We start from the raw sequence: 26,119 nt of genomic DNA on the forward strand, positions 1-26,119 counted from the left end.
ATGCGGCGATGCAGTTTCCCAAGTCACTCGCAGCTGCAGCAGCGCTGCTTGCCTCCATCGTCGTTTCTCCCGCCTGGGCATTCGATCCGTTCACCATCAGGGACATCCGGCTCGAAGGCCTGCAGCGCGTCGAGCCAGGCACCGTCTTCGCCACCATGGGCCTGAGGGCCGGCGACACCTACAGCGACGAGCGGGCCAGCGCGGCCATCCGCGAGCTCTTCAAGCTCGGGCTCTTCAAGGACGTGCGCATCGACGTGAACGGCAACGTGCTGGTGGTGGTGATGGAAGAGCGCCCCACCGTCGCCGACGTCGACTTCGTGGGCACCAAGGAATTCGACAAGGCCGCGCTGCAGAAGGCGCTGCGCGAGATCGGGCTGGCCGAGGGGCAGGCCTACGACAAGGCGCTGACCGACCGCGCCGAGCAGGAGCTCAAGCGGCAGTACATCAGCCGCAGCCTCTACAACGCCGAGGTCATCACCACCGTCACGCCGCTGGAGAAGAACCGCGTGAACCTGACCTTCACCGTGACGGAAGGCGAGAGCGCACGCATCAAGGAAGTGCACGTGGTCGGCAACAAGGCCTTCAGCGAGAGCACGCTGCTCGACCTGTTCGACCAGGACAGCGGCGGCTGGCTCGACTGGTACACGAAGTCCAACCAGTACTCGCGCACCAAGTTCAACGGCGACCTGGAGACGCTGCGCTCCTACTACATCACGCGCGGCTACCTGGAGTTCCGCATCGATTCGACGCAGGTCGCCATCTCGCCCGACCGGCAGACGCTGACGCTCACGATCAACATCACCGAGGGCGAGAAGTTCGCGGTGGCCGGCGTGAAGCTGGCGGGCGACTACCTGGGCCGCGAGGACGAGTTCAGGACGCTCGTGACCATCCGTCCTGGCAAGCCCTACAACGGCGAGGACGTGGCCGCCACCACCAAGGCCTTCACCGACTATTTCGGCACCTTCGGCTACGCCTTCGCGCGCGTGAAGGCCGAGCCCGAGATCGACCGCGCGAACAACCGCGTGACGCTGGTGCTGAAGGCCGAGGCTTCGCGCCGCGCCTATGTGCGGCGCATCAACATCGGCGGCAACTCCAGGACGCGCGACGAAGTGATCCGCCGCGAATTCCGCCAGTACGAAGGCGCCTGGTACGACGGCAACAAGATCCGCGCCTCGCGCGACCGCGTCGACCGCCTGGGCTTCTTCACCGACGTGAACGTCGACACCGTCGACGTGCCCGGCTCGCCCGACCAGGTCGACCTGGCGGTGAACGTGACCGAGAAGCCGACCGGCTCGCTGCAGCTGGGCGCAGGCTATTCGTCGACCGACAAGGTTTCGCTGAGCTTCGGCATCACGCAGGAGAACGTGTTCGGCAGCGGCAACTACCTGGGGCTGAACGTGAACACCAGCTCGTACAACCGCACCGTCTCGCTCACGGCCACCGACCCGTACTTCACCAAGGACGGCATCTCGCGCACGCTGAACGTGTTCCACACCACCACGCGGCCCTACTACGAGGCCGACGGCAACTACAAGCTCGCGAGCGAAGGCGGCTCCATCCGCTTCGGCTTCCCGGTGGGCGAGCAGGACACGGTGTTCCTGGGCATCGGGCTGGAGCGCTGGTCGTTCACGCCCGGCACCAACGGCACCTACACGCTGGTCGACGGCTCGTACGTGTACACCGCCACGCCGCAGGCCTACCTCGACTACTTCAAGTGCACCGGCACCGCGCCGAGCGTAACCTGCGCCAAGTCGAGCGTGGTGGGCATCCCCGCCACGCTGGGCTGGTCGCGCGACGACCGCGACAGCGCGCTGGTGCCCACGCGCGGGCGGCTGCAGAGCGCCAACCTCGAAGTGGGCGTGGGCAGCGAACTGCGCTACCTGAAGACCAACTACCAGTACCAGCAGTATTTCCCGCTGTCGAAGCAGTACACGCTGGCCATCAACGGGCAGCTCGGCTATGCGCGGGCGCTGGGCGACAGCACCTACCCGATCTTCAAGAACTTCTATGCCGGCGGCCTGGGCTCGATCCGCGGCTTCGAGCAGAACTCGCTCGGCCCGCTCGACTCGGTCACGGCCGGTGCGCTCGGCGGCACGCGCAAGGCGATCTTCAACATGGAGTTCAGCACACCCTTCCCGGGCGCGGGCAACGACAAGACACTGCGCCTGTACACCTTCCTGGACGCGGGCAACGTGTTCGCCGACCGCACCGCGAGCATGACGGACGCGCAGTGGAAGGCGCAGAACCGCATCCGCGCCTCGACCGGCATCGGCATCAGCTGGATCTCGCCGTTGGGCCCGCTGCGGCTGGCCTACGCGGTGCCGCTGCTCTACCAGAAGGCCGACACCGCCAACAACATCGCGGCCGACCGCACGCAGCGCTTCCAGTTCCAGATCGGAACCTCTTTCTGAGCCAAAGGAGTCCTGGCCATGGGTCGCATCCTGCTGGTGGAGGACGAACGACACGACAGCGCCTCGCTGCTGACGGGCCATCTGCAGGGCGCGGGCCACGAGATCGAACACGTCGGTGACGGCGAGGCGGCGCTGGAGCGCATCCTGGGCGAGCCGCCGGCGCTCACGCTGCTCGACGTGGTGCTGCCGCGGGTCGACGGCATCCAGGTGCTGGAGAAGGTGCGCTCATGCGGCACGCACCCGATCATCATGCTGACGGGGCGCACGCACGAGGCCGACCGGCTGCTGGCGCTGGACATGGGCGCCGACGACTATGTGTGCAAGCCCTTCTCGCCGCGCGAGGTGGTGGCGCGCATCCAGACGGTGCTGCGCCGGCATGCGCAGTGGCGCGACAGGGTCGCGCAGCCCTCCGCCGCAGTGCGCTTCGACGATCCGCGAGGCAATGCCTGCCTCGAGGGCCGCGCGCTGACGCTCACGCGCCGCGAGTTGCTGCTGCTGCGAGCGCTGTCGCGCGACCCCGGGCGGGTGTTCACGCGCTCCAAGCTGCTGGAGGCGGCGTTTCCCGAAGCCTTCGACGTGAACGAGCGCGCCGTGGACGGGCACATCAAGAACCTGCGCAAGAAGCTCGCGGCGGCCGTGCCTTCGCACGACTGGATCCGCTCGGTCTACGGCGTGGGCTTCAGCTTCGCGGAGCGGCCGGCCTGAGCCTTCCGAGGCAGGAAGGCTCAGCCTTCGGCGCGCGGCGGCACGATCGCGCGGATGCGCGCGGTGCCCTCAGGCGAGCGTGGACGCGGCATGCGCAGGCCGTCGGGCGGCATGCCTCCTGCATGCGGCATGCCTCCGGGCGGCGGTCCGCCAGGGCGCGGCGGACGGTCGACTACCGGGTTCGCCGCCGGATCGACCACCAGCGCGAGCGTGGCGACATAGCGCTGGCGCTCCTCACGCACCGAGCCGAGCACGGTCGCGCCGGCCTTCAGCGCGATGCCGTCGGCGCTGTTCAGCGTGTCGCGCAGCCGCGAGCGCTGGTAGGGCGAGACCTGCGTGTAGAGGAACTCGCTCAGCGCGTCGGGCAGGAAGAACTGCGAGGTGAGCACCGCGCGGGCGCCGTTGATCACCTTGAAATGGATGTGCGTGGTGCGCCCCGCGTACCAGCCCGGGTAGACGGTGCGGAAGGCAACGCCGCCCTCGCGGTCGGTGCGCTGGCTGCCGCGCAGGAAGGTCTTGCCCTCGAAGGACAGCGCGCGGTCGTCGCCCTGCTCGCCGAAGCCCGAGTAGCGGCCCAGCGCGTCGCAGTGCCAGAGGTCAACGCGCAGCTTCGGCAACGGCCGGCCAGCGGTGTCGCACACGGTGAAGCGCACCTCCAGCGGCACGCCGTCGAGGCCTTCGGTGATGTCCGAACGCTCCAGGGCGAGGTCGAGGTAGTAGGGCCCTTCGGTGGTCTGCGCGGTCAGCGGCAGTTGCCGCACGGCGGCGGGCGCCGGGCTCGCGGCGGCCGAAAAGCCGGCCGCGCCCAGGGCGGCCAGCAGGCCGCGGCGCCCGATGGGCGCCGGCGAATCGGGGATCGTCGTCATGGATCGGTCTTTTCTTCCGCCTCATCGGGCGAGGTGGGCCGCGTGGCCCGGCTCTCCGCCCAGAAGACGATCAGTGTCCAGGCCTGGGCGAGCAGCCAGAAAAACACCGTGATCGCCAGCAGCAGCGACAGCGGCAGGTCCATGTGCGGGTTCATGGCGCGCATCGTGCGGGCCGATCGGGGAGAAATGATGGAGAACAGTTCTCCCAGATTCCTCCACATTCGGCCGCGATGATCGGCTGCCGACCTACCCAGACTCCCCCTCGCCTGCCCGCCATGCATGCCGCAGAATGCGGCAATGCCCCCTGCCAGCCCATGCCCCACCTGACCCTTTCCAGAAAGATCTTCCTGGCGCTGGCCGCCTTGTTGATCGTGCTGCTGATCAGCTTCGCGGGGCTTTCGATCATCGCGCTGCAGCGCGGCCTGGGCTCCTACGTGGCCGAGATCGAGATCCGCCGCATGGACTGGCTCTCGCAGGTGCTCCTGAAATACTACGTGGCCAACGGCGACTGGAAGGGCCTGCACAACAACGACGACGCGTGGCGCCGCCTGCAGATGGGCCGCATGGCCGCCGCGTTCGACAACGCGGGCGGCAACGGCGGCAATGGCGACGAACGGCGACTGCCGCCCTGGTACGAGTACCGCGCCATGCGCGGCAACCCTCCGCCGGATGGCGGTGGCAACAACGGCAACAACGGTGGCGACGGCGGCCCGCCTCCCCCTCCTCCGCCTGAATCCGGCCTGTCGTCGCAGCAGCTCGACCTGGTGCCGCGCCGGCTGCCGACCATGCCGCCGCCGTGGTTCTTCCGCGACCCGCGCGAAATGCCGGACTCCATCTTCCAGCGGCTGGCATTGCTCGACGCGCATGGCGCGCGCGTGGTGGGCGCCGAGGGCGATCTCGCGAACGCCGCGCGCATACCCATCCGGCGGGAGCGCAGCGTCATCGGCTATCTGGCGCTGACGCCGCTGCAGGGCCTCGAGAGCGAAGCCGACCGTGCCTTCGTCGCGCGGCAGTCGGGCGTGATCGTGCTCACCGGCCTGTGCGGACTCGGCTTCGCGCTGGTGCTGTCATGGCTCCTGGCGCGCCGCTGGTTCAGGCCCATCGACGAACTCACGCAGGCCGCGCAGGACGTGGCACGCGGCCGGCTCTCCACCCGCGTCGCGGTACAGGGCTCGGACGAACTGGCGCTGCTCGGCCGCACCTTCAACGACATGGCGCAGCGCCTGGACACCATGGAAGCCTCGCGCCGTGCCTGGCTGGCCGACGCGGCGCACGAGCTGCGCACGCCGCTGGCCGCCATGCGCGCCGAAATCGAGGCGCTGCAGGACGGCGTGCGCACCTTCGACGAACGCACCGCGCTGCGGCTGCACCGGCAGGTGATCCGCCTGGGCCAGCTGGTCGACGACCTGCGCAGCAGCATGCGCGAGCCGCAGAACGACCTGCTCACGGCCACGGTGTTCCCGCTCTCGCTGCTGAAGGAGGCGCTCGACCACACGCGCGACCGTTTCGCCGCGCGCAACATCACCGTGGACCGCCGCGCGGTCGACCGCATCGGCGCCTCCGCGCAGCCCACCGTCGAGGGCGACGCGCACCGGCTGCACCAGGTCTTCATGAACCTGCTGGAGAACGCGCTGGCCTACACCGACCAGGGCGGCGAGCTGCGCATCGACGTCATCGTCGAAGGCGCCTGGACCGGCAACCGCCTCACGCTGGTGTTCGACGACAGCGAGCCGGGCGTGCCCGAGGCGGAGCTGCCGCGCCTCTTCGACCGCCTGTTCCGCGGCGAGAGTTCGCGCAGCCGCGAACACGGCGGCTCCGGCCTCGGCCTTTCCATCTGCCGCGCGACCGTCGAGGCGCACGGCGGCACCATCGACGCATCGGCCTCGCCCCTGGGCGGCCTGCGCCTGACCATCACCCTTCCACTGGCAGCAACGTCATGACACGCATCGTCATCGTCGAGGACGAAACCGACATCGCCTCGGTGGTGCAGGACTACCTGCGCCACGCGGGCTACGAAACCGAGCACTTCACCGACGGGCAGAGCGCGCTCGAGAGCATCGTCGCCTCGCCGCCCGACCTCACGCTGCTGGACATCATGCTGCCGCGGCTCGACGGGATCGAAGTGCTGCGCCGCGCGCGCGAGCACACGCCGCATCCGATCATCATGCTGACCGCGCGCATCGAGGAAGTCGACCGCCTGCTGGGCCTGGAACTCGGCGCCGACGACTACGTGTGCAAGCCCTTCTCGCCGCGAGAGCTGGTGGCGCGCGTTCGCGCCGTGCTGCGGCGCACCGCGCCGGGCCTCGCTCAGGGATCGTCCCCGCAGGGCGACGCGCCGGGGCTGGTGCTGGACGACGTGCACTGGCGCGCCTCGCTGGAAGGCACGCCGCTGAACCTCACGCGGCGCGAATTCGGGCTGCTGCAGGTGCTCTCGCGGCACCCGGGACGCATCTTCTCGCGCGCCCGACTGCTCGAACTGGCCTACGACGACACGGTGGACGTGACCGAACGCGCCATCGACAGCCACGTGAAGAACCTGCGCCGCAAGCTCGGCGTGGTGACGCCGGAGCATGACTGGATACGGTCGGTGTATGGGGTGGGATTTGCGTGGGAGGCGCCGCCGGGCTAATCACCGCGATCGACGGGGCCCGAGGCGCGGATCTGCGTCGCGGTCTTCGCCCAGGCTTTCTCCAGCATCCGGGACAGGTACGAGCCCGACTCCCAGCCCACCTGCAGGGCGATGGAAAGCACCGAGTCCCGCGTGTTCCTCAGCAGGTACTCCGCGCGCTCCAGCCGCCGGCGCTGCAGGTAGGCCAGCGGCGACACGCCGTACTTCGCACGAAAGACACGCTCCACCTGACGGCGCGAAAGTCGATGCTGCTGTGCGAAGGCCTCCAGCGACAGCGGCCGTGACAGGTCGCCCTCGATGGCTTCCGCCAGCAGCTCGGCCACCAGCAGGGCCGAAGAAGGATCGCCGTCCGACAACGGATTGCCGCTGAGCCGCGCCGCCTCCATGACGAGCGCACCGCACAGCGCGTAGTTCTCCGCGTCGCCGGTCCTCGCGGACTCGAACATCCGCTGCGACAGCGCGCGCAGCGCCGTGCTGCCTGCGCGCATGCCCTGCTGCGGCGCCGGAACGCCCTGGGCCTGCAACGCGGTCGCCCACAGCGCGGGATCGACATAGACCGCGATGTGCGTCTGGCCTGCGGTGAGCGTGGTCGTCGAATGCGCGCTGCCGGCGGCAAACCACAGGAAGTGCCCCGGCCCCAGGGCATGCGCGCCGCCCTGCGCATCGCCGACGCTGAAGCGCCCCGCCAGCGGCACGAAAAGCATGTCGCAGTCGTGCACGTGGGTGTCGGTGGCATAGCGGTCGCGGGCGTTCGCGACCATGGTGGCGTGGTGCGACAGCCGTTCGACGAACAGCGACCGGCGCGGTGCCGGTATCCGGATGTTCATTGGGTGCATGGCCATTCCTTGTCGCATTTGAACTCGTGCATGTCGCAATCGGCCGCGCGCGTTCGCGCTGGCTCAACAGAATCGGGAGACACCACTCCCGCTAGCAAGAAACATGAAACCTCAACCACTGCGCCGCGCGCTCCTCGGGCTGGCGGCCGCCGGCCTGCTGTACGGCCCCGCCGCCTCATGGTCGGCCTCCGGGACGGCCTATCCGGCCAAGCCGGTCACGATCATCGTACCCTTCCCCGCCGGCGGCGGCACCGACGTGATCTTCCGCTCGGTGCAGCAGCGGCTGCAGGCCGCGCTCGGCGTGTCGGTGATCATCGACAACCGCTCCGGTGCCGGCGGCACCGTGGGCACGGGCTTCGGCGCGAAGGCGAATCCCGACGGCTACACGCTGGTGGCCGCCACCACGTCGACCATCGCGTCCGCCGACGCGGTGTATCCCAAACTGCCCTACGACCCGGTCAAGGACCTGGTGCCGGTGGGCACCATCGGCACCACGCCCTTCGTGCTGGTGGTCACGCCCTCGCTGGCGGCACGGGACATCAAGGGCTTCGTCGACTACGCCAAGGCGCATCCGCAGGCGCTCAACTACGGCAGCATCGGCAACGGCAGCCTGAGCCACCTGGCGGGCGAGCTGTTCAAGCAGCGCACCGGCATCGAGATGACGCACGTGCCCTACCGCGGCGCGGCGCCCGCGCAGGCCGACCTGATGGCCGGGCAGATCCAGGCGCTGTTCGACAACCCGCCGGCACTGCTCGCGCAGGTGCGCGGCGGCCGCATGCGGGCGCTGGCGATCAGCGAGCCCTCCGCCGGCTTCGACGGCGTGCCTACATTCGAGCAGGCCGGCATCAAGGACTTCAGGCCGCAGCTCTGGTATGGCCTGATGGCACCGGCGGCCACGCCGCAGCCGGTGGTGCAGCGCCTGCGCGCCGCGCTGGACACGGCCATGCGCGACCCGGCGCTGCGCGCCGACATGCAGTCCAAGGGCGTGACGCCGTGGAGCGTGCAGCCCGATGCGTTCCAGGCGCAGATCCGCGGCGACATCCAGCTCTGGGGCGGCATCGCGCGCTCGGTGAACGCGAAGGCCGAGTGACGTAGATGACAGCAACGACTCTTTTCCCCAGCGCTCACGACATCCGCGTCTTCGTGGGGGCCGACCCGAAGACCGGCGGCAACCCCGCTCCGGTCTGGCTCGACGCCGACGAGCTCTCCAGCGCGCAGATGCAGGAGTACACACGGCGCAGCGGGCACGAATCGGTCTTCGTGCTGAAGCCCGAAACGCCCAAGCACGCCCTGCGCATGCGCTACTTCGTGCCGAACCACGAGATGGAAATGTGCGGCCACGCCACCGTCGGCGCGCTGTGGCTGCTGCACCGTCGCGGCGAATGGGACGGATCGCCGATTGCCATCGAGACGCTGAGCGGCACCGTGATCGGTCGGCGCGTGAACGGCACGGTGCAGATCAGCCAGCCGCGCGCCGTGGTGGAGACAGTGACGCAGCAGGCGCTGGTCGAGGAGATCGCCCGGTGCCTGGGAGTCGATGTCGCGCACATCACGGGGCCTGTGCTCAATGCCGCGACCAGCCGCGTGAAGACGCTGGTGCGACTGGCGGATACGAAGCAGCTGCACGGCCTGCGCGTGGACTTCCCGCGGGTCGAATCGCTGTGCGAGCGACTGGGCTCCACGGGGCTGTACCCGTATGCGATGTCGGAGGACGAGGCTGACATCGTCAGCGCCCGGCAGTTTCCGAAATCGTCCGGCTATCCCGAGGACGCGGCCACGGGCATCGCCGCGGCGGCGCTCGCATGGGGCCTGCGCCATCTGGGACTGGTGGGCAACGGCGCGCTCTCGGTGACGGTACGCCAGGGCGAAGCCATGGGGTCTCCTTCCGCCATCCATGTCGGACTTCCTACGGAAGCGATGGCGCAGGAAGGGTGCCGGGTGGGCGGCGAATGCTGCGAGGAGCCGCCGGAAGACCTGCGCCTCGACGTGCTCTGCCCGCCGGAAGCGGCGGCTGCCAGTCCTTCGGGCACCTACGCGACCTTCTCCAAGGTGGGCAGCCTCTGGCATTCGAGTGGCGTGGTCGGGCGGGAAAGCGGCGAAGTCATTTCCGGGCCATTGCGGAGCCCGGACGACGTGGCGCGCGGCCAGCGCGCGGCGGTGGCTGCCGTCGCCGCGCTGCTGCGTGCCGCCAGGGAAGAGCTGGGCAGCCTGTCGCGCATCGCCCGCGTCGTCGCGCTGAACGGATACCTCCAGACCAGCGGCGATTTCGGGGAGCATGCGAAGGTCATGGACGCGGCCTCGGGCCTGCTGGAGCAGATCTTTCCCGAGGCTGCGCTGCCGGCGCGCACCACCGTCGGCGTCGCGTCGCTGCCGCGCGGCGGCGTGGCCGAGGTGTCGCTGATCCTGGAGATCCGCGACTGACCGGCGCGGGGCCGCCTGCCTGCTCCTACTGGTACGCCGCCAGCTCCTGCTTGGCAATCGCGTTGCGATGCACCTCGTCGGGGCCATCGGCCACCCGCAGGTGCCGCTCATAGGCATAGAAGTGCGTGAGCAGCGTGTCCTGGCTCAGGCCCATCGCGCCGAAGGCCTGCATGGCCCAGTCGACCACCTTCACGCAGTTGTTGGGCGTGAGCACCTTGATCATCGCGATCTCCTTCGCGGCGACCTTGTTGCCCACGGTGTCCATGCGGTAGGCGGCGTTGAGCACCATCCAGCGCGACTGCTCGATGAGCATGCGCGACTCGGCGATGCGCTCGCGCCAGACGCCCTGTTCCGACAGAGGCTTGTGGAAGGCGGTGCGCGAGACGAGGCGCTGGCACATCATCTCCAGCGCTGCCTCGGCCATGCCGATGGCGCGCATGCAGTGGTGGATGCGGCCGGGGCCGAGGCGGCCCTGCGCGATCTCGAAGCCGCGGCCTTCGCCGAGCAGGATGTTCTCGACCGGCACGCGCACGTTCTCGAACACGATCTCGGGATGGCCGAAGGGCGGGTCGTACACGCCGAGCAGCGCCATGTCGCGCACGATGGTCACGCCGGGCGTGTTCTTGGGCACGAGGATCATCGACTGCTGCTTGTGGCGGTCTGCGTTGTCGGGGTCGGTCTTGCCCATGAGCACGAAGATCTCGCAGCGCTCGTTCATCGCGCCGGTGATGTACCACTTGCGGCCGTTGATGACGTACTCGTCGCCCTCGCGGCGGATGCTGCAGCGGACGTTGGTGGCGTCGCTCGAAGCCACCTCGGGCTCGGTCATGGCGAAGGAGGAGCGGATCTCGCCGGCCAGCAGCGGCTTGAGCCAGCGCTCCTGCTGCGCCTTGGTGCCGTAGCGCGCCAGCACTTCCATGTTGCCGGTGTCGGGCGCGGAGCAGTTGAAGATCTCGGAACTCCAGTAGCGCCGGCCCATGATCTCGCACAGCGGCGCGTACTCGACGTTGCTCAGGCCGGGGCCGTGCTCCGACTCGGGCAGGAACAGGTTCCACAGCCCGCGCTCGCGCGCCTTGGCCTTCAGGCCGGCCATCATCGGCAACTCGGCATAGGGACGGCCTGCGCGGGCATTGGCGGCCAGTTCCTCCTCGTGGCGCTTCTCGTTCGGGTAGACGTACTCGTCCATGAACCTGAGCAGTTCCTCGCGCAGCGCGATCACCCGGGGCGTGAATTCGAAATGCATGGTGCGTCCTTCGGCAAGAGTCGATGTGTATGTGTGTGCATTGAAGGTACGTCGCGCGCCGCGTTTCGCACGGTCTTCCGCGCGACAGCGGGGCCCTTGCGCTGTCACCTTGGCAGCAGCGGCCGGCGCGACAATGCGGGCATGACAGCCAGCCCCACGGACGTTTTTCCTCCCGCATCGCCGCGCCCCGTGCGCATGGCGGCCACCCTCATCGTGCTGCGCGACGGAAGCAGCGGCCTCGAGGTGCTGATGCTGCGGCGGGCCGAGAAGGCCAACGACCAGAACAGCGGCGCGAGCGTGTTTCCAGGCGGCGTGATCGACGCGCACGACCGCGGCCTGCACGGCTGCTGCAGCGGCCTCGACGACAGTGCCGCGAGCGCCCGGCTCGAAGTGCCCGAAGGCGGCCTCGACTACTACGCGGCGGCGATCCGCGAATGCTTCGAGGAAGCCGGCCTGCTCTTTGCGACCGACGCCGCCGGACGGCCTGTGACGCTGGACGGCCTGCCCTCCGGCCAGCTCGCGGAAATGCGCCAGGCGGCGGAGCAAGGCACCGACGCGCTGCTCTCGTTGTGCAGGCAGCACGGCTGGCGCCTGGCGGCCGACCGGCTCGCGTATTTCTCGTACTGGCTCACGCCACCGGGCATGCCGCGCCGCTTCGACACGCGCTTCTTCATCGCGGCGATGCCCGAGGCGCAGACCGTGCTGCCCGACGGCCGCGAGACGGTCGAGCACATGTGGCTGCGCCCCGCCGACACGGTGGACCCGGCACGCGGGCTCAAGCTGATGAACGTGACGCGCCGCATCCTGCTGGACCTCGCGCGATTCGAAAGCGTGGGTGCGCTCATGGCGCATGCGCGCGGCCTGAAGCACATTCCCCGCACCATGCCCCGGCTGGCGGACGGACCGGCGGGGCGGCGGCCGGTGAACATGGAGGAGCCTGCGTACGAGGAAGTCGGCTACCTCGATCCGGATGGCGCAGGCGGCGGACGCTATGCGCACGAGGCCGGCCTCGCGATGCGTCTGTCGGCGCGGGTGCTGCGGGTGACCGGGGAAAGCGGCGACGGGTCGGGCGCGCTGGCGCACAGCTACTTCGTGGGTACGGCGGGCGGAGATTGCGCGTTGATCGATGCATCGCCCGCGAGCCCCGCGCACATCGAGACGCTGGTAGCGGCGGCGCCAGGTCCGGTGCGGTGGATTCTGTCGACGCAAGCGGCTGTGCAAGAGGCCCTGCGCAAGACCTGGCCCGAAGCCTCTGTTGCGCTGCCTGCACCGGGCGAACAGATCCGGATCGGCGATGCCACGCTGCGTGTGCTGGCGGGCGACGACGGCACGCAGTCGCGCCGGTTCCTGCTGATCGAGGACGGAATGCTGTTCGCCGGCTCGTCGCACGCAATGTCGGCCGATGAGGAACAGGTCCGGTGGATCGCGCCGCGCCAGGGTTTCCTGCACAGCAAGCGCTGATCGCCCTCGCCATCGCCACATGGCCGTGGCATGCATCGTGCAAGATCGGCCCATCATGCTTCCCCTGTCCCCCGACGCGCTGCGCCAGCGGCTGCGGTCTTTTGCTTCGCGCGCGCAGCCCGTGCGCATTCTTCTCACGCTCGGCAGCCTCATGGCGGGCTGCGCCTGGACCGGCCATCCCGATGCGGTGATTCCCCTTTTCCTCGGCGCCATCGCCAGCGCGCTGGCCGAGACCGACGACAGCTGGCGCGGCCGGCTGCGCGCGCAGGTGGTCACGCTGGGCTGCTTCGCGGCCATCGCGTTCGCAGTGGAGGCGGCCTTCGGCATGCCGCTGCTCTTCATCGGCGGACTCGCACTCGCGGCCTTCTGCCTCACGATGCTCGGCGCCGTGGAGGCCCGCTACAAGGCGATCGCGTATGCGACGCTGATCCTCGCGATGTACGCGACTCTCGGCATCGAGAACATGGGCGCGCACGGCGTGGCGCATCGCGGGCGCGAGCCGCTGTTGCTGGTGGCAGGCGCGGCCTGGTACGGCGTGTTCTCGGTGCTGTGGTGCGCGGCCTTTCCGGCGCAGCCGGTGCAGGCGCGGCTGGTGACGCTCTTCACGGTGCTGGGCAACTACGTGCGCTTCAAGGCGTCGCTCTTCGAGCCGCTGCGCGGCATCGACATCGAGCGCAAGCGGCTCGCGCTCGCGCAACTCAATGCCGAAGTGGTGGCGGAGCTCAACGCGGCCAAGGAAAGCATCTTCCGCCGCATCGGCGCGCGTGCGCCTACCGGGCGCATCTCGCGCTACCGGGGGCTCTACCTGATCGCGCAGGACGTGCACGAGCGCGCCAGTTCCTCGCACGACGACTACAACGCGCTGGCCGACGCCTTCTTCCACAGCGACCTGCTCTACCGCTGCCAGCGCGTGCTGGGCCTGCAGGGGCTGGCCTGCCAGCGGCTGGCCGATTCGGTGGAGCGGCGCGAGCCCTTCGAGGTGGGAACCGAAACCGTGCAGGCGCTGGCCGACCTGCGCAGTGCCATCGAACACGAACGCGCGCGGGCCGGCACGCCCGAACGGATGGCGCTGCTGGCCTCGGTGGAAGCGCTGGCGCGAAACCTCGCGCTGCTCGACGGCCAGCTCGCGGGCGCCAGCCAGCCTTCGGCGCGCGCAGGCCGCACGGAGATGGGCCTGTTCGACCGCTCGCCGCGCTCGTGGCGCGACGCGGTCGAGCGCGTGCGGCGGCAGCTCACGGTGCGCTCGCCGCTCTTCCGGCACGCGCTGCGGCTGTCGATCGCTCTGGTGGTGGGCTATGGCGTGATGCACGCCATCCATCCGGCGCAGGGCTACTGGATCCTGCTGACCACGCTATTCGTCTGCCAGCAGACCTATGGCGACACCATCGCGCGCATGGGGCAGCGCATTGCCGGCACTGCCCTCGGCGTGGTGGCGGGCTGGGCGCTGCTGCAGCTCTTTCCTCAGCCGCTGGTGCAGTCGGTGCTCGCGGTGATGGCCGGCGTGCTGTTCTTCGCGACCCGCGCCACGCGCTACCTGCTGGCCACCGCCTCGATGACGCTGCTGGTGCTGATGTGCTTCAACCAGGTCGGCGACAGCGGCGTGCTGCTGGTGCCGCGGCTGGTCGACACCGCCATCGGCAGCGCCATCGCCGGGCTGGCGGTGCTGCTCGTGCTGCCGCACTGGCAGGCGCGGCGCATCAACGAACTGGCGGCCGCCGCGATGCGCGGCCATGCGGGCTACCTGCGGCAGATCGTCGGGCAGTACCGCACCGGCGCGCGCGACCATCTCGACTACCGGCTGGCGCGGCGCAACGACCACAACGCGGATGCGGCGCTGTCCACCGCGGTGTCGGACATGTTCCGCGAGCCGGGCTACGTGCGGCCGCGCGCGGGAGTCGCACTGCGCTTCCTGATCCGCTCGCACACGCTGCTGAGCTACCTGTCGGCGCTGGGCGCCCACCGTTCCGCGCTGCCCGACTCGGCACAGATGGCGGTGCTGCACGCCTCGGCGGAAGGCGCGATCGCGGCGCTGGAGGCGCTGGCGACCGGGCTCGAAAAAGGCACCGTAGATGTAACAGGCGGCCTGGAAGCCGAAACGGCCGCGCGCGCCGCGCTGGCGCAGGCCGCCGCCAATGGCGACGACCCGCAGGCGCGAACTTTCCATACCGAACTCGGTCTGATCTGGCTGCAGATAGACGCCCTGCGCACCCACGCGAGCGAATGGCTGCAGCCCGAAGGCAGCGAAAACACGACCGCGCCGGCCTGAGGAGCAGAACAGAACACCCGTGCGATCAGGTCGGTTGAAAACGCTGCCGCGAACTTCGTCACAGACGGCAGCTAAAATACCCCTACATGTCCCGCTGGTTTGCCGCTACCGTCCTCGCAATCATGTTGTCCTGCTACGGCTTCGCCGTGCTTGCCCACAACATGATCGGTGCCGGCCATCCGGGGCATTCGCACGCTGAATCGCAGGCCGCGCAAGCCACCCAGACGCTGGTCGTCAGCGTCGCCTTCTCTGACCTTTCCGACCTCGCCAACGCCCAGAAGCCGGCGGGCGATGCCGACAAGGCATCGGACGACACCCTCTCCATCGACGAAGCCGGCTCCGAACACGCCGAGCTGGTCGACGCTCGCAATGGCGCGCCCGCGCTGCTGCGCTTCACGGAACAGCCGCCGAAACTCGGCCTGACCACCATCGTCTCGCCGTTCCTGGCGCGACCCAAGCGGCCACCCCGCGCCGCTTCCTTCGTCGCCTAGGCCCCAAAAGCCTTCGCGACCGGGAGCCGCCATGGCTCCCGCCCCCTTGCGATTCGGGCCGTCCGCCCTCCGGCGGTGCCCGCATCGCAGCCGCTGCCATCCGCTCTCTCTCATTCACGGCCCTGTGCCCCATTGCGCGCGCCATTGCACGCAGCCGGCATCGGTCCAGCTTCAAGGAATCAACACAATGAACAACAGCCCTACCGCCTATCACGACAGCATCGAGCTGCCGATCGCCTCGGCGCAGGAGCGCAACCGCGTCCTGCGCAACACCTACCTGCTGCTCGCGCTGTCGATGGTGCCCACCGTGCTCGGCGCCTGGATCGGCGTCTCCACCGGCTTCTCGCGCGCCATGTCGCCGGGCATCGGCCTGATGGTGTTCCTCGGCGGCGCCTTCGGCTTCATGTACGCCATCGAGAAGACCAAGGAGTCGGCTGCCGGCGTGCCGGTGCTGCTGGCCTTCACCTTCTTCATGGGCCTGATGCTGTCGCGCCTGGTCGGCACCGTGCTCGGCCTGGCCAACGGCGCCAGCCTGGTGATGACGGCGTTCGCCGGCACCGGCGCGATCTTCTTGGGCATGGCCACGCTGTCGTCGGTCATCAAGCGCGATTTGTCGGCCATGGGCAAGTGGCTCTTCATCGGCGCCATCCTGCTGCTGGTGGCGGGCATCGCCAACTTCTTCATCAAGTCGAGCGCTCTGATGATGACGCTGTCGGTCCTGGCCATCGGCATCTTCTCGGCCTTCATCCTGCACGACCTCAAGCGCGTGAAGGACGGCCTGGAGACCAACTACATCTCCGCCACGCTGGGTGTGTATCTCAGCATCTACAACGTCTTCCAGTCGCTGCTGGCCCTGCTGGGCATCGCCGGCGGCCGGGACGAGTAATTCCCCACGAAGGAAGGAAAACATCCCATGCGTCTCACCACCAAAGGCCGCTTCGCGGTCACCGCGATGATCGACATCGCCCTGCACGGGCGTTCGGGCCCCGTCACGCTGGCTTCGATCAGCCTGCGCCAGCGCGTGTCGCTGTCGTACCTGGAGCTGCTGTTCGGCAAGCTGCGCCGCGCCAGCCTGGTCGAATCGACACGCGGCCCGGGCGGCGGGTATTCTCTGAGCCGCAAGGCGGCCGAGATTTCCGTGGCCGACATCGTCCTCTCGATCGAGGAACACGATGCCGAAACCACCCGCCGGCGCGATGCCGACGCGCCGGACGAAACGGGCCGCTGCGAAATCGACGAACTCTGGGCCACCGTGAACCTGCGGGCGGTCGAGTTCCTCAAGTCGATCTCGCTGCAGAGCCTTGTCGACGAACAGAAAGCCAAGGGCGTGCAAGCCGCGGTGCGGACCGAAGTCCGGCGCTCGCCGGCCGGCCAGCCCGCCACGCGCAAGCCTTTCGTCGTCGACGCGCCGAACTCGGTGTTCGCACTGGGACGGCGACAGCAAAGCGCCAGCTAGCTCCGAGCCAGCCAGCCAACACGGCCCATGCGGCAGGGCCCGCCGCCACGGATCGACGTGGCGGCGGGCTCGTGCCTGCATGGGCTTTTTTGTCGTTGGCCTCCCTCGGGAGCCTCAGGAACCCTTCATGTTGCGACGCAACACGGCAGGCAAAATGCACCATAACAGTGCAAAACAATACAAAGGCGCGACCCGGACGACTCCGGCTCGCGCCGCACCGCGTTTCCAGACAGCCATGACTTCCAAGCTTCTGCTTCTTCCCCTTTCCCTGATCGTGCTCGCCGCATGCGGCGCCAGGCAGGCCCCCGACACCGAAACCGCGCCGCCCGAAGTCGGCGTGATGGCGATGCACGCGAGCGACGTGCCGGTGCACACCGAGCTCTCGGGCCGCACGGCTGCATTCCGCGTGTCCGAGGTGCGCCCGCAGGTCAACGGCATCGTGCGCAAGCGCCTGTTCGACGAAGGCAGCATGGTCCGCGCCGGCCAGGTGCTGTACGAGATCGAGCCCGGCTCCTTCGAGGCCGCGCACGAGCAGGCGCAGGCCTCGCTCGCGACCGCGCAGGCCAGCATCGCGAGCCTGCGCGGCAAGGCCGAGCGATTCGGCGAACTGGTGAAGGCCAATGCCGTGAGCAGGCAGGAGCACGAGGAGGCCCAGGCAGCGCTCGTGCAGGCGCAGGCCGGCGTGAAGGCCGCGCAGGCTGCCCTGAAGGCGGCGCGCATCAACCTCGAGTTCACGCGCATCGAGGCGCCCATCTCGGGCCGCATCGGCCGCTCCAGCGTGACCGAAGGCGCCCTGGTGGCGCCGGGCCAGGCCACGGCGCTCGCGACCATCCAGCGCATCGACCCGATCTATGTCGACGTGGTGCAGTCCAGCCTCGAGCTCACGCGGCTCAAGCGCCGCTTCATCTCGGGCGACATGGCGCCCGCGAGCACGCGCGTGAGCCTTCGCATGGAAGACGGCCTGCCCTACCCGCACGCCGGTACGCTGAAGTTCACCGAAGTGGCCGTCGACGCCGCGACCGGCTCGGTCACGCTGCGTGCGGAGTTCCCCAATCCGCAGGGGCTGCTGCTGCCCGGCATGTACGTGCGCGCGCAGGTCGAGTCCGGCGTGGAGCGCCAGGCCATCCTCGCGCCGCAGCGCGGCGTGGCGCGCAACGACAAGGGCGAGCCGACCGCGCTGGTGGTGGGCAAGGACGACAAGGTCGAATTGCGCGCGCTCGAAGTGCGCAGCGCGGCGGGCGACCAGTGGATCGTGACCGGCGGGCTGCGCGAAGGCGACCGGCTCGTGGTCGACGGCCTGCAGCGCGCGCACCCGGGCGACAAGGTGAAGCCGGTGCCGGTCGCGGCGGCGGCTACGCCTTCCTCGGCAGATTGAGGCAAAGCCAGTGATCGCCAATTTCTTCATCCAGCGGCCCGTCTTCGCGTGGGTCATCGCTATCCTCATCATGCTGGCCGGCGGCGTCGCCATCCGCACGCTGCCGGTGTCGCAGTACCCGGACATCGCGCCGCCCACCGTGGTCGTCTCGGCCAACTACCCCGGCGCCTCGGCGCAGGCGGTGGAAAACAGCGTCACGCAGGTGCTCGAGCAGCAGCTCAAGGGCATCGACGGGCTGCTGTATTTCAAGTCGACGAGCAGTTCCGCCGGCTGGGCCGAGATCAGCGTCACCTTCCGCCAGGGCATCAACCCGGATACCGCGCAGGTGCAGGTGCAGAACAAGGTCAGCCAGGCCACCAGCCGCCTGCCGCAGGCGGTGCAGCAGCAGGGCGTGACGGTCGCGAAGTCGCAGAACAACTTCCTGATGATCGTCGCGCTCTACGACGAGACCGGGCGTCGCACCGACACCGACGTGGCCGACTGGATGGCCAGCAACATGCGCGACCCGATCAGCCGCGTCGACGGCGTGGGTTCGGTGCAGGCCTTCGGCGCCTCCTATGCGATGCGCATCTGGCTCGATCCGCACCGGCTCGCGAGCTACCAGCTGATGCCCTCGGACGTGACAGCCGCCATCGCCGCGCAGAACACGCAGGTGTCGGTCGGCGAGATCGGCGCGCGGCCATCGCCCGCGAAGCAGCAGCTCAACGCCACGGTGACGGCGCTGTCGCGGCTGCAAACGCCCGCGCAGTTCCGCGACATCGTGCTGAAGACTCAGTCCGACGGCGCCGTGGTGCGCCTGGGCGACGTGGCGCGCGTGGAAATGGGCAGCGAGTCGTACGCCGAGACCACGCGCCTGAACGGGCACCCCGCCGCCGGCGCGGCCATCATGCTGGCGCCGGGCTCGAACGCGCTGACCACCGCCAGCGCGGTGAAGGCGCGCATCGCCGAGATGGAGCCCTCGCTGCCCGCCGGCCTGCGCGTGGCCTACGCGGAAGACACCACGCGCTTCGTGAAAATCTCGATCAAGTCGGTCATCAAGACGCTGCTGGAGGCCATCGCGCTGGTGGTGGTCGTGATGTACCTGTTCCTGCAGAACTGGCGCGCCACGGTCATTCCGGCCATCACCGTGCCGGTGGTGCTGCTGGGCACCTTCGGCGTGCTCGCGGCCTTCGGCTACTCGATCAACGTGCTCACGCTCTTCGGCATGGTGCTGGCCATCGGCCTGCTGGTGGACGACGCCATCGTGGTGGTCGAGAACGTCGAGCGCGTGATGCACGAGGAAGGGCTCGACCCCAAGGCGGCCACCATCAAGTCGATGCAGGAGATCACCGGCGCGCTGGTCGGCATCGCGGTGGTGGTGTCGGCGGTGTTCCTGCCGATGGCCTTCTTCGGCGGCTCGGTGGGCGTGATCTACCGGCAGTTCTCGGTGACCATCATCGCGTCGATGGCGCTGTCGGTGGTGGTGGCCATCGTGCTGATCCCGGCGCTGTGCGCGCGCTTCCTGCGGGCCAGCGACGCGCCGCGCACGCGCGGTTTTCTCGGCGCCTTCAACCGGCGCTTCGACGCGGCGCAGGGCCGCTACGTGGGCCTGCTGGGGCGCATCCTGCGCAAGCCGCTGCGCTTCACCGCCGTGTACGCGGCCATCGTGGCCGGCATGGGGGCGCTGTACCTGAGCCTGCCCGGCGGCTTCCTGCCCGAGGAAGACCAGGGCAGCGTGATGGTGCAGCTCACGCTGCCGGCCGGCTCGACGAGCAGTCGCACCGATGCCGTGAACCGCGCGGTCGAGAAGCACTTCCTCGAAGCCGAGAAGGACACGACCGACACCATCTTCACGCTCTCGGGCTGGAGCTACGGCGGCTCGGGGCAGAACATGGGCATGGCCTTCGTCTCGCTCAAGGACTGGTCGGAACGCAGGCAGCCGGACAAGCGCGCGCAGGCCATCGTCGAGCGCGCCGGCGTGGCGCTGGGCAAGCAGCAGCGCGACGCCGAGGTCTACGGCATGGTGCCGCCGCCCATCGAGGGGCTGGGCGCATCCAACGGCTTCGAGTTCTGGCTGCAGGACACCTCGGGCATGGGCCCCGAGCGGCTGGTGCAGGCGCGCGAATCGCTCGTGAGCGACGCGAAGAAAGACCCGCGCCTGCAGTCCGTGCGCGCCAACGGCGTGGCCGGCACGCCGCAGCTGCAGATCGACATCGACCAGATCAAGGCTTCGGCGCTGCGCCTGTCGCTGGACGACGTGAACACCACGCTGGGCATTGCCTGGGGCGGCAGCTACGTCAACGACTTCATCGACCGCGGCCGCGTCAAGCGCGTGTACGTGCAGGCCGACGCGCCCTACCGCTCCGACCCGGACGACATCCGCCAGTGGTTCGTGCGCGGCGCCACCGGCGCGATGACGCCGTTCTCGGCCTTCGCCACCACGCGCTGGTCGCAGGGCGCGCCCCAGCTGGAGCGCTACAACGGCCTGCCCGCGGTGCAGATCCAGGGCGCGGCGACGCACGGCACGAGCTCGGGCACGGCGATGGCCGCCATCGAAACCGTCGCGAAGAAGCAGCGCGGCACCGGCCATGCGTGGAGCGGCCTGTCGTACCAGGAGCGGCTCTCGGGCGGGCAGGCACCGCTGCTGTTCGCGCTGTCGATCCTCGTCGTGTTCCTGTGCCTGGCCGCGCTGTACGAAAGCTGGTCGGTGCCGTTCTCGGTGATGCTGGTGATTCCGCTGGGCGTGCTCGGCGCAGTGATCGCCGCGGCGCTGCGCGGGTTGTCGAACGACATCTACTTCCAGGTCGGCCTGCTCGCGACCATCGGGCTGTCGGCGAAGAATGCGATCCTGATCATCGAGTTCGCGGAAGCCGCGCTGCGCCGGGGCATGCCTCTGCTCGACGCCGTGGCCGAAGGCGCGCGCCTGCGGCTGCGTCCGATCCTGATGACCTCGCTGGCCTTCCTGGCCGGTGTGGTGCCGCTGGCGCTGGCCACCGGGGCGGGCTCGGCGAGCCAGGTGGCCATCGGCACGGGCGTGTTCGGCGGGGTGCTGGCTGCGACGGCGCTGGGGATCTTCTTCGTGCCGCTCTTCTATCTGCTGGTGAAGCGGGCGGCGGCCGTGGTCTTCAGGCGCGACCGCGGCGTCGCGACGGCGCCCTGAGCAGACAGGCCACGCTTCAGCTCTTTCCGGCGGCGGGCGACTGCCTCGGCAAGCCCGGCAGGGTCCAGCCGAAGGTCATGCCCGCCGCCGCGATCAGGATGGCCGCCGCGCCCACCAGCTGCAGCGCGCCCAGCCGCTGGCCGAAGACGACGTAGTCGACACCGATCGCCACCAGCGGGTAGATGAACGACAGCGCACCCGCCACCGGCGTGGAGAGCTTCTGCAGCGCGCCGTACAGCAGCACGAACACCAGCCCCGTGTAGACCACGCCCATCGTCAGGTGCACGCCCCAGGTGGCCGCATCGGTCGGCAGCGCCTTCAGGTTGGCGAAGGGCGCGAGCATCACGATGCCCACGCAGACCTGGATCAGCGCGATGAGATGCGGCGCGATGCCGTCGAGCTTCTTCGCGACGAAGGCTGCCACCGCGTAGCAGAAGGCCGCGCCCAGCGCCATCAGCACGCCGATGAAATAGGACGACCCGCCGGCCCCGCCGCCACCGGACTTGGCCTGCGCCACCAGCACCACGCCGGCGAAGGCGATGCACAGCCATATGGCCTTCATCGCGGTGAGCCGCTCCGACAGCAGCAGCGCGCCGAGCGCCACCAGCATGAAGGGCTGCGTGTTGTAGACCGCCGTGGCGATGGAGATCGACGCGCGCGAGAAGGAAGCGAAGATCAGCACCCAGTTGACGACGAGCGCCACGCCACCGAACGCTGCCAGCGCGAACTTGCGCGGCGTGAGGCCCCGCTTCAGCAGGCCCAGCGCGAAGCACACGATCAGCAGCGTCGCCGCGCCGAACACGCAGCGCCAGAACAGCAGATCGAACAGCGGCTGGTCGAAGCGCACCACGAACCACCCGATAGTTCCCGAAATCGCCATGGCCGCGCTCATCTCCAGCGCGCCGCGAAACTGCGTCTGCATGTCCGTCTGTTGCCCTCTGCGGTTGGGGAAACAAGAGTGCCACGTATTGCGCCGCCTGGATATGCTTTGAAGAAGGCAGAAACTGCCTACTGCCTTTGAAAAGAAGCCATCGAGGCCGACCCACCGGAGATAGCAGGAAATGCTCGACGCAACAGACGAAGCCATCGTGCTGGCCCTCGCGGGCAACGCGCGGATGTCGCTGAAGGAACTGGCCCACCACGTGGGACTCTCGTCGCCCAGCGTGTCCGAGCGGCTGCGCCGGCTGGAGGAGCGCGACGTGATCCGGGGTTACACGCTCGAACTGAATCCGAAGGCGCTGGGCTACCAGTTCCAGGCCATCGTGCGCATCCGCCCGCTGCCGGGGCAGTTGCAGGCGGTGCAGAAGCTGATCGAGGGCACGCCCGAGTTCTGCGAGTGCGACAAGATCACGGGAGAAGACTGCTTCGTCGCACGGCTCTTCCTGCAGTCGCTCGAACAGCTCGACGGCATCCTCGACCGCATCGCGAGCAAGGCCGAGACCAACACCTCCATCGTCAAGGCACAGACGATCCCGAGGCGGCTGCCGCCCTTCGTGGCGCGATGAACGACGCGGCCCGGCTCACGGCATGGCGTAGCGATAGATCAGGAAGGCGCCCGAGCACAGCACGGCCAGCGCCACCACGCGCAGGAACTGCTCGCGCGACAGCCGCAGCGTGATGCGCCTGCCGAGCGCCGTGCCCACGAGCATCGCCGGAAACAGCAATGCCGCCAGCCACAGGATCGACGCCTGCGCATAGACGCCTGCGAGCAAAAAGAGCACGGCCCGCGTCAGCGTGCTGAGCCCGATCAGCGTGGACTGCGTGACGCGGATCCGCTCCTTCGCCTCGATGCGCCCCGACAGGTAGACCGCGTAGATGAAGCCGCCGCTGCCGAACATCGCCGAAAAGATGCCGCCGATGAAGCCGAAGGGCACGGCCGCGCGTGGCGACAGGCTGGACACCGGCTTGATGCCGCTGAGCGAATACAGCGCATAGGCCACCGCGAAGATGCCCAGCGCCAGCAGCATCACCTGCGGCCGTCCGAGCAGCAGCAATGCAGCGCCGACGAGGCTGCCCAGCGCCATCACGGGCACCAGCCGCCGCAGCTCGCCGATGTCGGCCGAACGCGCGTCTCGGCTCACGTTGGTGACGGCAGCGAAGAAGTCGAGCAATGCCAGCAGGGGCACGACACTGGCCACGGGAATGAAGTTGGCCAGCACCGGCCCGGCGACCAGCGCGGTGCCGAAGCCCGCGATGCCGAAGATGACGTAGGCGACGACGACGCCAGCGCAGACGATGGCGAACTGCGACAGCGTGACCGGCAGGGCCGCGAAGGAGAAAAAATCCATGGCCGCGAATCTAGGGATTTCGCGCCCCGGGCGCCAATGCCGAATTGGGCGCCGAACTATCTCGAAATCAGCTGGGAGAGCCCGTCGACACCGCTGCCCGGAGCGACGCGACGAGATCCTGCGCGAGCCGCGTGGCATCGTCGGCGCGCCACAACACCAGCACGGTGGTGACGGCATCGTCGCCATCCAGCGCGAGCAGCTTCACGCCCTCGGGTGCCATGCGCCCCATCGACTCGGGAACGATCGCGATGCCGAAGCCCGCCTGCACCAGCGCGAGCTGCGACCACTTGCGCGAGCGCACCTGCGCCGCGGCGGGGTGGTAGCCCTGCGCGCGGCAGAGCTCGGCCACGCGATGGCTCAGGCCGCCGCGCTCCACGTGCGGCGTCGCGACGAAGGGCTCGTTGCGCAGTTCGGCGATGCTTACGCGCTCTCGGCCGGCCAACGCATGCGCGGCGGGCACGGCCACCACCAGCGCTTCGCAGAAGAGCGGCGCCTGCTGCACGCCCGGGTAGCGGCGCAGCACGGGCTCGCGCGCAAGGCCGATGTCGGCGTTGCCTTGCTCGATGTCCATCGCCTGGTGCTCCGATGCGCGCTGCGACACCTCGATGGACACGCCGGGATGGCGCTGCGCATGGCTCCTAAGGCAGTCGAGCAGAGGCGGCGTCAGTGGCACCGAGCTCGAATGCAGCAGCTGCACGGTGCCCTCGATGCCGCGCTGCGCGTGGCGTGCGCCGACGGCCGCGCTCTCGATGGCGGCCAGGATGCGCCGCGCGTCGCCGTACAGCGAGCGGCCGGCAGGCGTCATTTCCAGGTGACGCGCATCGCGCTCCAGCAGCGGCACCTGCAGATGCCGCTCCATCTCCTTGATCTGCCGGCTCAGTGCCGACTGCGCGATGAACAGGCGTTCGGCCGCGAGGCTGAAGCTGCCCGCGTCGACGATGTCGACGAAATAGCGAAGCTGTTTGTGGGTGAGCATGTGGTTCTTGTCCCGTGGTGCCGGCGCTGCACGGCCTTGGCCGGATCGTAGAGCGCCCGCGCCACCGCATCTGCCGCGTCGGGTGGGTTATGTCCTGTTTTTGCGTAGATGCGCGCGGTTGCGCGCCGGCCTGGCATCCCAGAATGAACCGGCCGTGAGAGGCACGGCGTACGCATTCCATAAAACCAAGGAGACGCTCATGATCACTTCCCGCCGCGGCCTGCTGGCCGGTTCCGCCGCCATGGTCACCGGCGCCATCGCCGGTTGCGCGCTGCCCGCCGGGGCCGGCCGCTCGGCAGCAACCCCCTTCGATGTCGCCGCATCGACCATCCCGATCGTCGGCAGCGACCAGGTCTTTCCGGTACGCCGCATCTACTGCATCGGCCGCAACTACGAGGCGCATGCGCGCGAGATGGGCTCGGACCCCAGCCGCGAGCCGCCCTTCTTCTTCCAGAAGCCGGCCGACGCGATCCAGGTCGTGACGCCCGGCACGGTGGCCGATCACCCCTATCCCACGCTCACGAAGAACTACCACTACGAAGTCGAGCTGGTCGTGGCGCTGGGCAAGGGCGGGCGCAACATCGCGACGAGCGCCGCGCTCGACCATGTGTACGGCTACTCGCTGGGCCTCGACATGACGCGCCGCGACCTGCAGCGCGAGATGGGCGACCAGAAGAAGCCCTGGGAGATCGGCAAGAGCTTCGACCACTCGGCGCCCATCGGGCCGATCCATCCGGTGGCGAAGGTCGGCCACTTCACCGACGGCGCGATCTGGCTCAAGGTGAACGGGCAGACCAGGCAGAACGCCACGCTCAGGCACATGATCTGGTCGGTGGCGGAACAGATCAGCCGCCTGTCGCAGGCCTTCGAGCTGAAGCCGGGCGACATCATCTACTCGGGCACGCCGGAGAACGTGGGGCCGGTGGTGCGCGGCGACCTGATCGAGATCCATATCGACCGGCTGCCGGAGCTGTCGGTGCGGATCGTCTGAAGAAGGCTCCAGGAAGGCTTTGCGCGGCACCATTTTTTCTACGAGATTGGTGTCGATCATGGTGGCTACCGCAACCACAGAGCCACCATGTCCCAGCAGCAGCAGACCCCGCAAGCTACCTACATCGACGACCTGCACGCCCCGCAGGTGTTCGCGGACGAAGTCTCGGGCTACTGGGTCAACGCGGGCTGCGTGCACATCACCTTCGATGCCAGCCGAGTCGACCACAGCTCCGACCGCTGTCCGGTGCATCGGGCCGCGGTGCTGCGCGTGACGCTGCCGATACCCATCGCGCAGGTGCTGGCGGTCAGCCTCTATGACTTCCTGAAGCAGCGCGGGCTGGCGCCGTCGCCGGGCAACGGGCACTGAGCGGAAAGGGCAGGCAGACCGCGCCTGCAACAGGGTCAAGCTCCAATATTTCTGCCAGATTCACAATGAAGATGAGAGTTATTCTTATCTACAGCGTGAGTCAACATTGAATCCCGAACGCAAGAAGACCGCCGCCACAGCCTCGGCACACTCCTCCCTCCCTTCCTCCTTCGCCTCTTTCCCTTCCCCGATTTCA

The 26,119-nt window shown here is 68.9% G+C and carries 23 protein-coding genes; 16 read left to right on the forward strand and 7 right to left on the reverse strand.

Annotated elements, in window-relative coordinates:
* Positions 1–8: 8 nt before the first annotated feature.
* Both bamA and SFB74_RS26640 read left to right on the forward strand, forming a co-directional pair.
* Positions 9–2,411, forward strand: coding sequence for an outer membrane protein assembly factor BamA (bamA, locus tag SFB74_RS26635; RefSeq protein ID WP_432727384.1), 2,403 nt, complete (start codon positions 9–11; stop codon positions 2,409–2,411).
* 18 nt (positions 2,412–2,429) lie between these two features.
* Positions 2,430–3,116, forward strand: a complete 687-nt coding sequence (locus tag SFB74_RS26640) for a response regulator (protein ID WP_432727386.1) — start codon at positions 2,430–2,432, stop codon at positions 3,114–3,116.
* A gap of 20 nt (positions 3,117–3,136) precedes the next feature.
* On the opposite strand, the gene SFB74_RS26645 is transcribed toward SFB74_RS26640, so the two are convergent.
* Both SFB74_RS26645 and SFB74_RS26650 read right to left on the reverse strand, forming a co-directional pair.
* Positions 3,137–3,982 carry an intradiol ring-cleavage dioxygenase gene (locus SFB74_RS26645; protein WP_432727388.1) on the reverse strand — a complete coding sequence of 282 codons (846 nt, stop codon included), beginning with the start codon at positions 3,980–3,982 and terminating at the stop codon, positions 3,137–3,139.
* Positions 3,979–4,146: a hypothetical protein gene (locus tag SFB74_RS26650; RefSeq protein ID WP_432727390.1), complete on the reverse strand. Its 168-nt coding sequence runs from the start codon at positions 4,144–4,146 to the stop codon at positions 3,979–3,981. The genes SFB74_RS26645 and SFB74_RS26650 overlap by 4 nt, the downstream gene beginning before the upstream one ends.
* A gap of 150 nt (positions 4,147–4,296) precedes the next feature.
* Here SFB74_RS26650 and SFB74_RS26655 point away from each other — a divergent pair, with 150 nt between their 5' ends.
* Together SFB74_RS26655 and SFB74_RS26660 are read left to right on the forward strand one after the other, a co-directional pair.
* Positions 4,297–5,922 carry an ATP-binding protein gene (locus SFB74_RS26655; protein WP_432727392.1) on the forward strand — a complete coding sequence of 542 codons (1,626 nt, stop codon included), beginning with the start codon at positions 4,297–4,299 and terminating at the stop codon, positions 5,920–5,922.
* The gene (locus SFB74_RS26660) at positions 5,919–6,611 is read left to right on the forward strand and encodes a response regulator (RefSeq protein WP_432727394.1); all 693 of its coding nucleotides are present in this window, start codon (positions 5,919–5,921) and stop codon (positions 6,609–6,611) included. Before SFB74_RS26655 ends, SFB74_RS26660 begins: the two co-directional genes overlap by 4 nt.
* Here SFB74_RS26660 and SFB74_RS26665 read toward each other — a convergent pair.
* Positions 6,608–7,447, reverse strand: a complete 840-nt coding sequence (locus tag SFB74_RS26665) for a helix-turn-helix domain-containing protein (RefSeq protein ID WP_432727395.1) — start codon at positions 7,445–7,447, stop codon at positions 6,608–6,610. The genes SFB74_RS26660 and SFB74_RS26665 overlap by 4 nt on opposite strands.
* A gap of 103 nt (positions 7,448–7,550) precedes the next feature.
* Between SFB74_RS26665 and SFB74_RS26670 the strand changes: the two genes are divergently transcribed.
* Both SFB74_RS26670 and SFB74_RS26675 read left to right on the forward strand, forming a co-directional pair.
* Positions 7,551–8,537: a Bug family tripartite tricarboxylate transporter substrate binding protein gene (locus SFB74_RS26670; RefSeq protein ID WP_432727397.1), complete on the forward strand. Its 987-nt coding sequence runs from the start codon at positions 7,551–7,553 to the stop codon at positions 8,535–8,537.
* A 5-nt stretch (positions 8,538–8,542) separates the two neighbouring features.
* Complete coding sequence (locus SFB74_RS26675) at positions 8,543–9,868, forward strand: PhzF family phenazine biosynthesis isomerase (protein ID WP_432727399.1); 1,326 nt, start codon at positions 8,543–8,545, stop codon at positions 9,866–9,868.
* Between the two features lie 25 nt (positions 9,869–9,893).
* On the opposite strand, the gene SFB74_RS26680 is transcribed toward SFB74_RS26675, so the two are convergent.
* Complete coding sequence (locus SFB74_RS26680; RefSeq protein ID WP_432727400.1) at positions 9,894–11,111, reverse strand: acyl-CoA dehydrogenase family protein; 1,218 nt, start codon at positions 11,109–11,111, stop codon at positions 9,894–9,896.
* Positions 11,112–11,252: 141 nt separating this feature from the next.
* On the opposite strand from SFB74_RS26680, the gene SFB74_RS26685 reads away from it, so the two are divergent.
* The 7 genes from SFB74_RS26685 to SFB74_RS26715 all read left to right on the forward strand — a co-directional run bounded on the left by SFB74_RS26685 (position 11,253) and on the right by SFB74_RS26715 (position 21,299).
* Positions 11,253–12,572 (forward strand): NUDIX domain-containing protein, encoded by a 1,320-nt coding sequence (locus tag SFB74_RS26685; RefSeq protein ID WP_432727402.1) that lies wholly within the window; start codon positions 11,253–11,255, stop codon positions 12,570–12,572.
* 55 nt (positions 12,573–12,627) lie between these two features.
* On the forward strand, positions 12,628–14,838 hold the full coding sequence (gene yccS, locus SFB74_RS26690; RefSeq protein WP_432727404.1) for a YccS family putative transporter: 2,211 nt from the start codon (positions 12,628–12,630) through the stop codon (positions 14,836–14,838).
* 86 nt (positions 14,839–14,924) lie between these two features.
* On the forward strand, positions 14,925–15,329 hold the full coding sequence (locus SFB74_RS26695; protein WP_432727406.1) for a hypothetical protein: 405 nt from the start codon (positions 14,925–14,927) through the stop codon (positions 15,327–15,329).
* 187 nt (positions 15,330–15,516) lie between these two features.
* Positions 15,517–16,215: a Bax inhibitor-1/YccA family protein gene (locus SFB74_RS26700; protein WP_432727408.1), complete on the forward strand. Its 699-nt coding sequence runs from the start codon at positions 15,517–15,519 to the stop codon at positions 16,213–16,215.
* Between the two features lie 27 nt (positions 16,216–16,242).
* On the forward strand, positions 16,243–16,785 hold the full coding sequence (locus tag SFB74_RS26705; protein WP_432727410.1) for an Rrf2 family transcriptional regulator: 543 nt from the start codon (positions 16,243–16,245) through the stop codon (positions 16,783–16,785).
* A gap of 235 nt (positions 16,786–17,020) precedes the next feature.
* A complete protein-coding gene (locus tag SFB74_RS26710; RefSeq protein WP_432727412.1) occupies positions 17,021–18,160 on the forward strand; it encodes an efflux RND transporter periplasmic adaptor subunit in 1,140 nt (379 codons plus the stop codon).
* Positions 18,161–18,170: 10 nt separating this feature from the next.
* The gene (locus SFB74_RS26715) at positions 18,171–21,299 is read left to right on the forward strand and encodes an efflux RND transporter permease subunit (protein WP_432727414.1); all 3,129 of its coding nucleotides are present in this window, start codon (positions 18,171–18,173) and stop codon (positions 21,297–21,299) included.
* A gap of 16 nt (positions 21,300–21,315) precedes the next feature.
* Here SFB74_RS26715 and SFB74_RS26720 read toward each other — a convergent pair whose 3' ends face one another.
* Positions 21,316–22,221, reverse strand: coding sequence for a DMT family transporter (locus SFB74_RS26720; protein WP_432727416.1), 906 nt, complete (start codon positions 22,219–22,221; stop codon positions 21,316–21,318).
* Between the two features lie 139 nt (positions 22,222–22,360).
* Here SFB74_RS26720 and SFB74_RS26725 point away from each other — a divergent pair, with 139 nt between their 5' ends.
* Entirely contained in the window at positions 22,361–22,804 is a 444-nt protein-coding gene (locus SFB74_RS26725; RefSeq protein WP_432727417.1) for an Lrp/AsnC family transcriptional regulator, read from the forward strand.
* Between the two features lie 15 nt (positions 22,805–22,819).
* Here the strand turns inward: SFB74_RS26725 and SFB74_RS26730 are convergent, their stop codons facing one another.
* Both SFB74_RS26730 and SFB74_RS26735 read right to left on the reverse strand, forming a co-directional pair.
* A complete protein-coding gene (locus SFB74_RS26730) occupies positions 22,820–23,587 on the reverse strand; it encodes a sulfite exporter TauE/SafE family protein (protein WP_432727419.1) in 768 nt (255 codons plus the stop codon).
* A gap of 67 nt (positions 23,588–23,654) precedes the next feature.
* Positions 23,655–24,563 carry a LysR family transcriptional regulator gene (locus SFB74_RS26735; protein WP_432727422.1) on the reverse strand — a complete coding sequence of 303 codons (909 nt, stop codon included), beginning with the start codon at positions 24,561–24,563 and terminating at the stop codon, positions 23,655–23,657.
* 199 nt (positions 24,564–24,762) lie between these two features.
* On the opposite strand from SFB74_RS26735, the gene SFB74_RS26740 reads away from it, so the two are divergent.
* Together SFB74_RS26740 and SFB74_RS26745 are read left to right on the forward strand one after the other, a co-directional pair.
* Entirely contained in the window at positions 24,763–25,554 is a 792-nt protein-coding gene (locus SFB74_RS26740) for a fumarylacetoacetate hydrolase family protein (RefSeq protein WP_432727423.1), read from the forward strand.
* A gap of 87 nt (positions 25,555–25,641) precedes the next feature.
* Positions 25,642–25,923 (forward strand): hypothetical protein, encoded by a 282-nt coding sequence (locus SFB74_RS26745; RefSeq protein WP_432727424.1) that lies wholly within the window; start codon positions 25,642–25,644, stop codon positions 25,921–25,923.
* Positions 25,924–26,119 lie beyond the last annotated feature (196 nt).

The organism is Variovorax xiamenensis (assembly GCF_050916385.1).
Lineage (GTDB): Bacteria > Pseudomonadota > Gammaproteobacteria > Burkholderiales > Burkholderiaceae_C > Variovorax.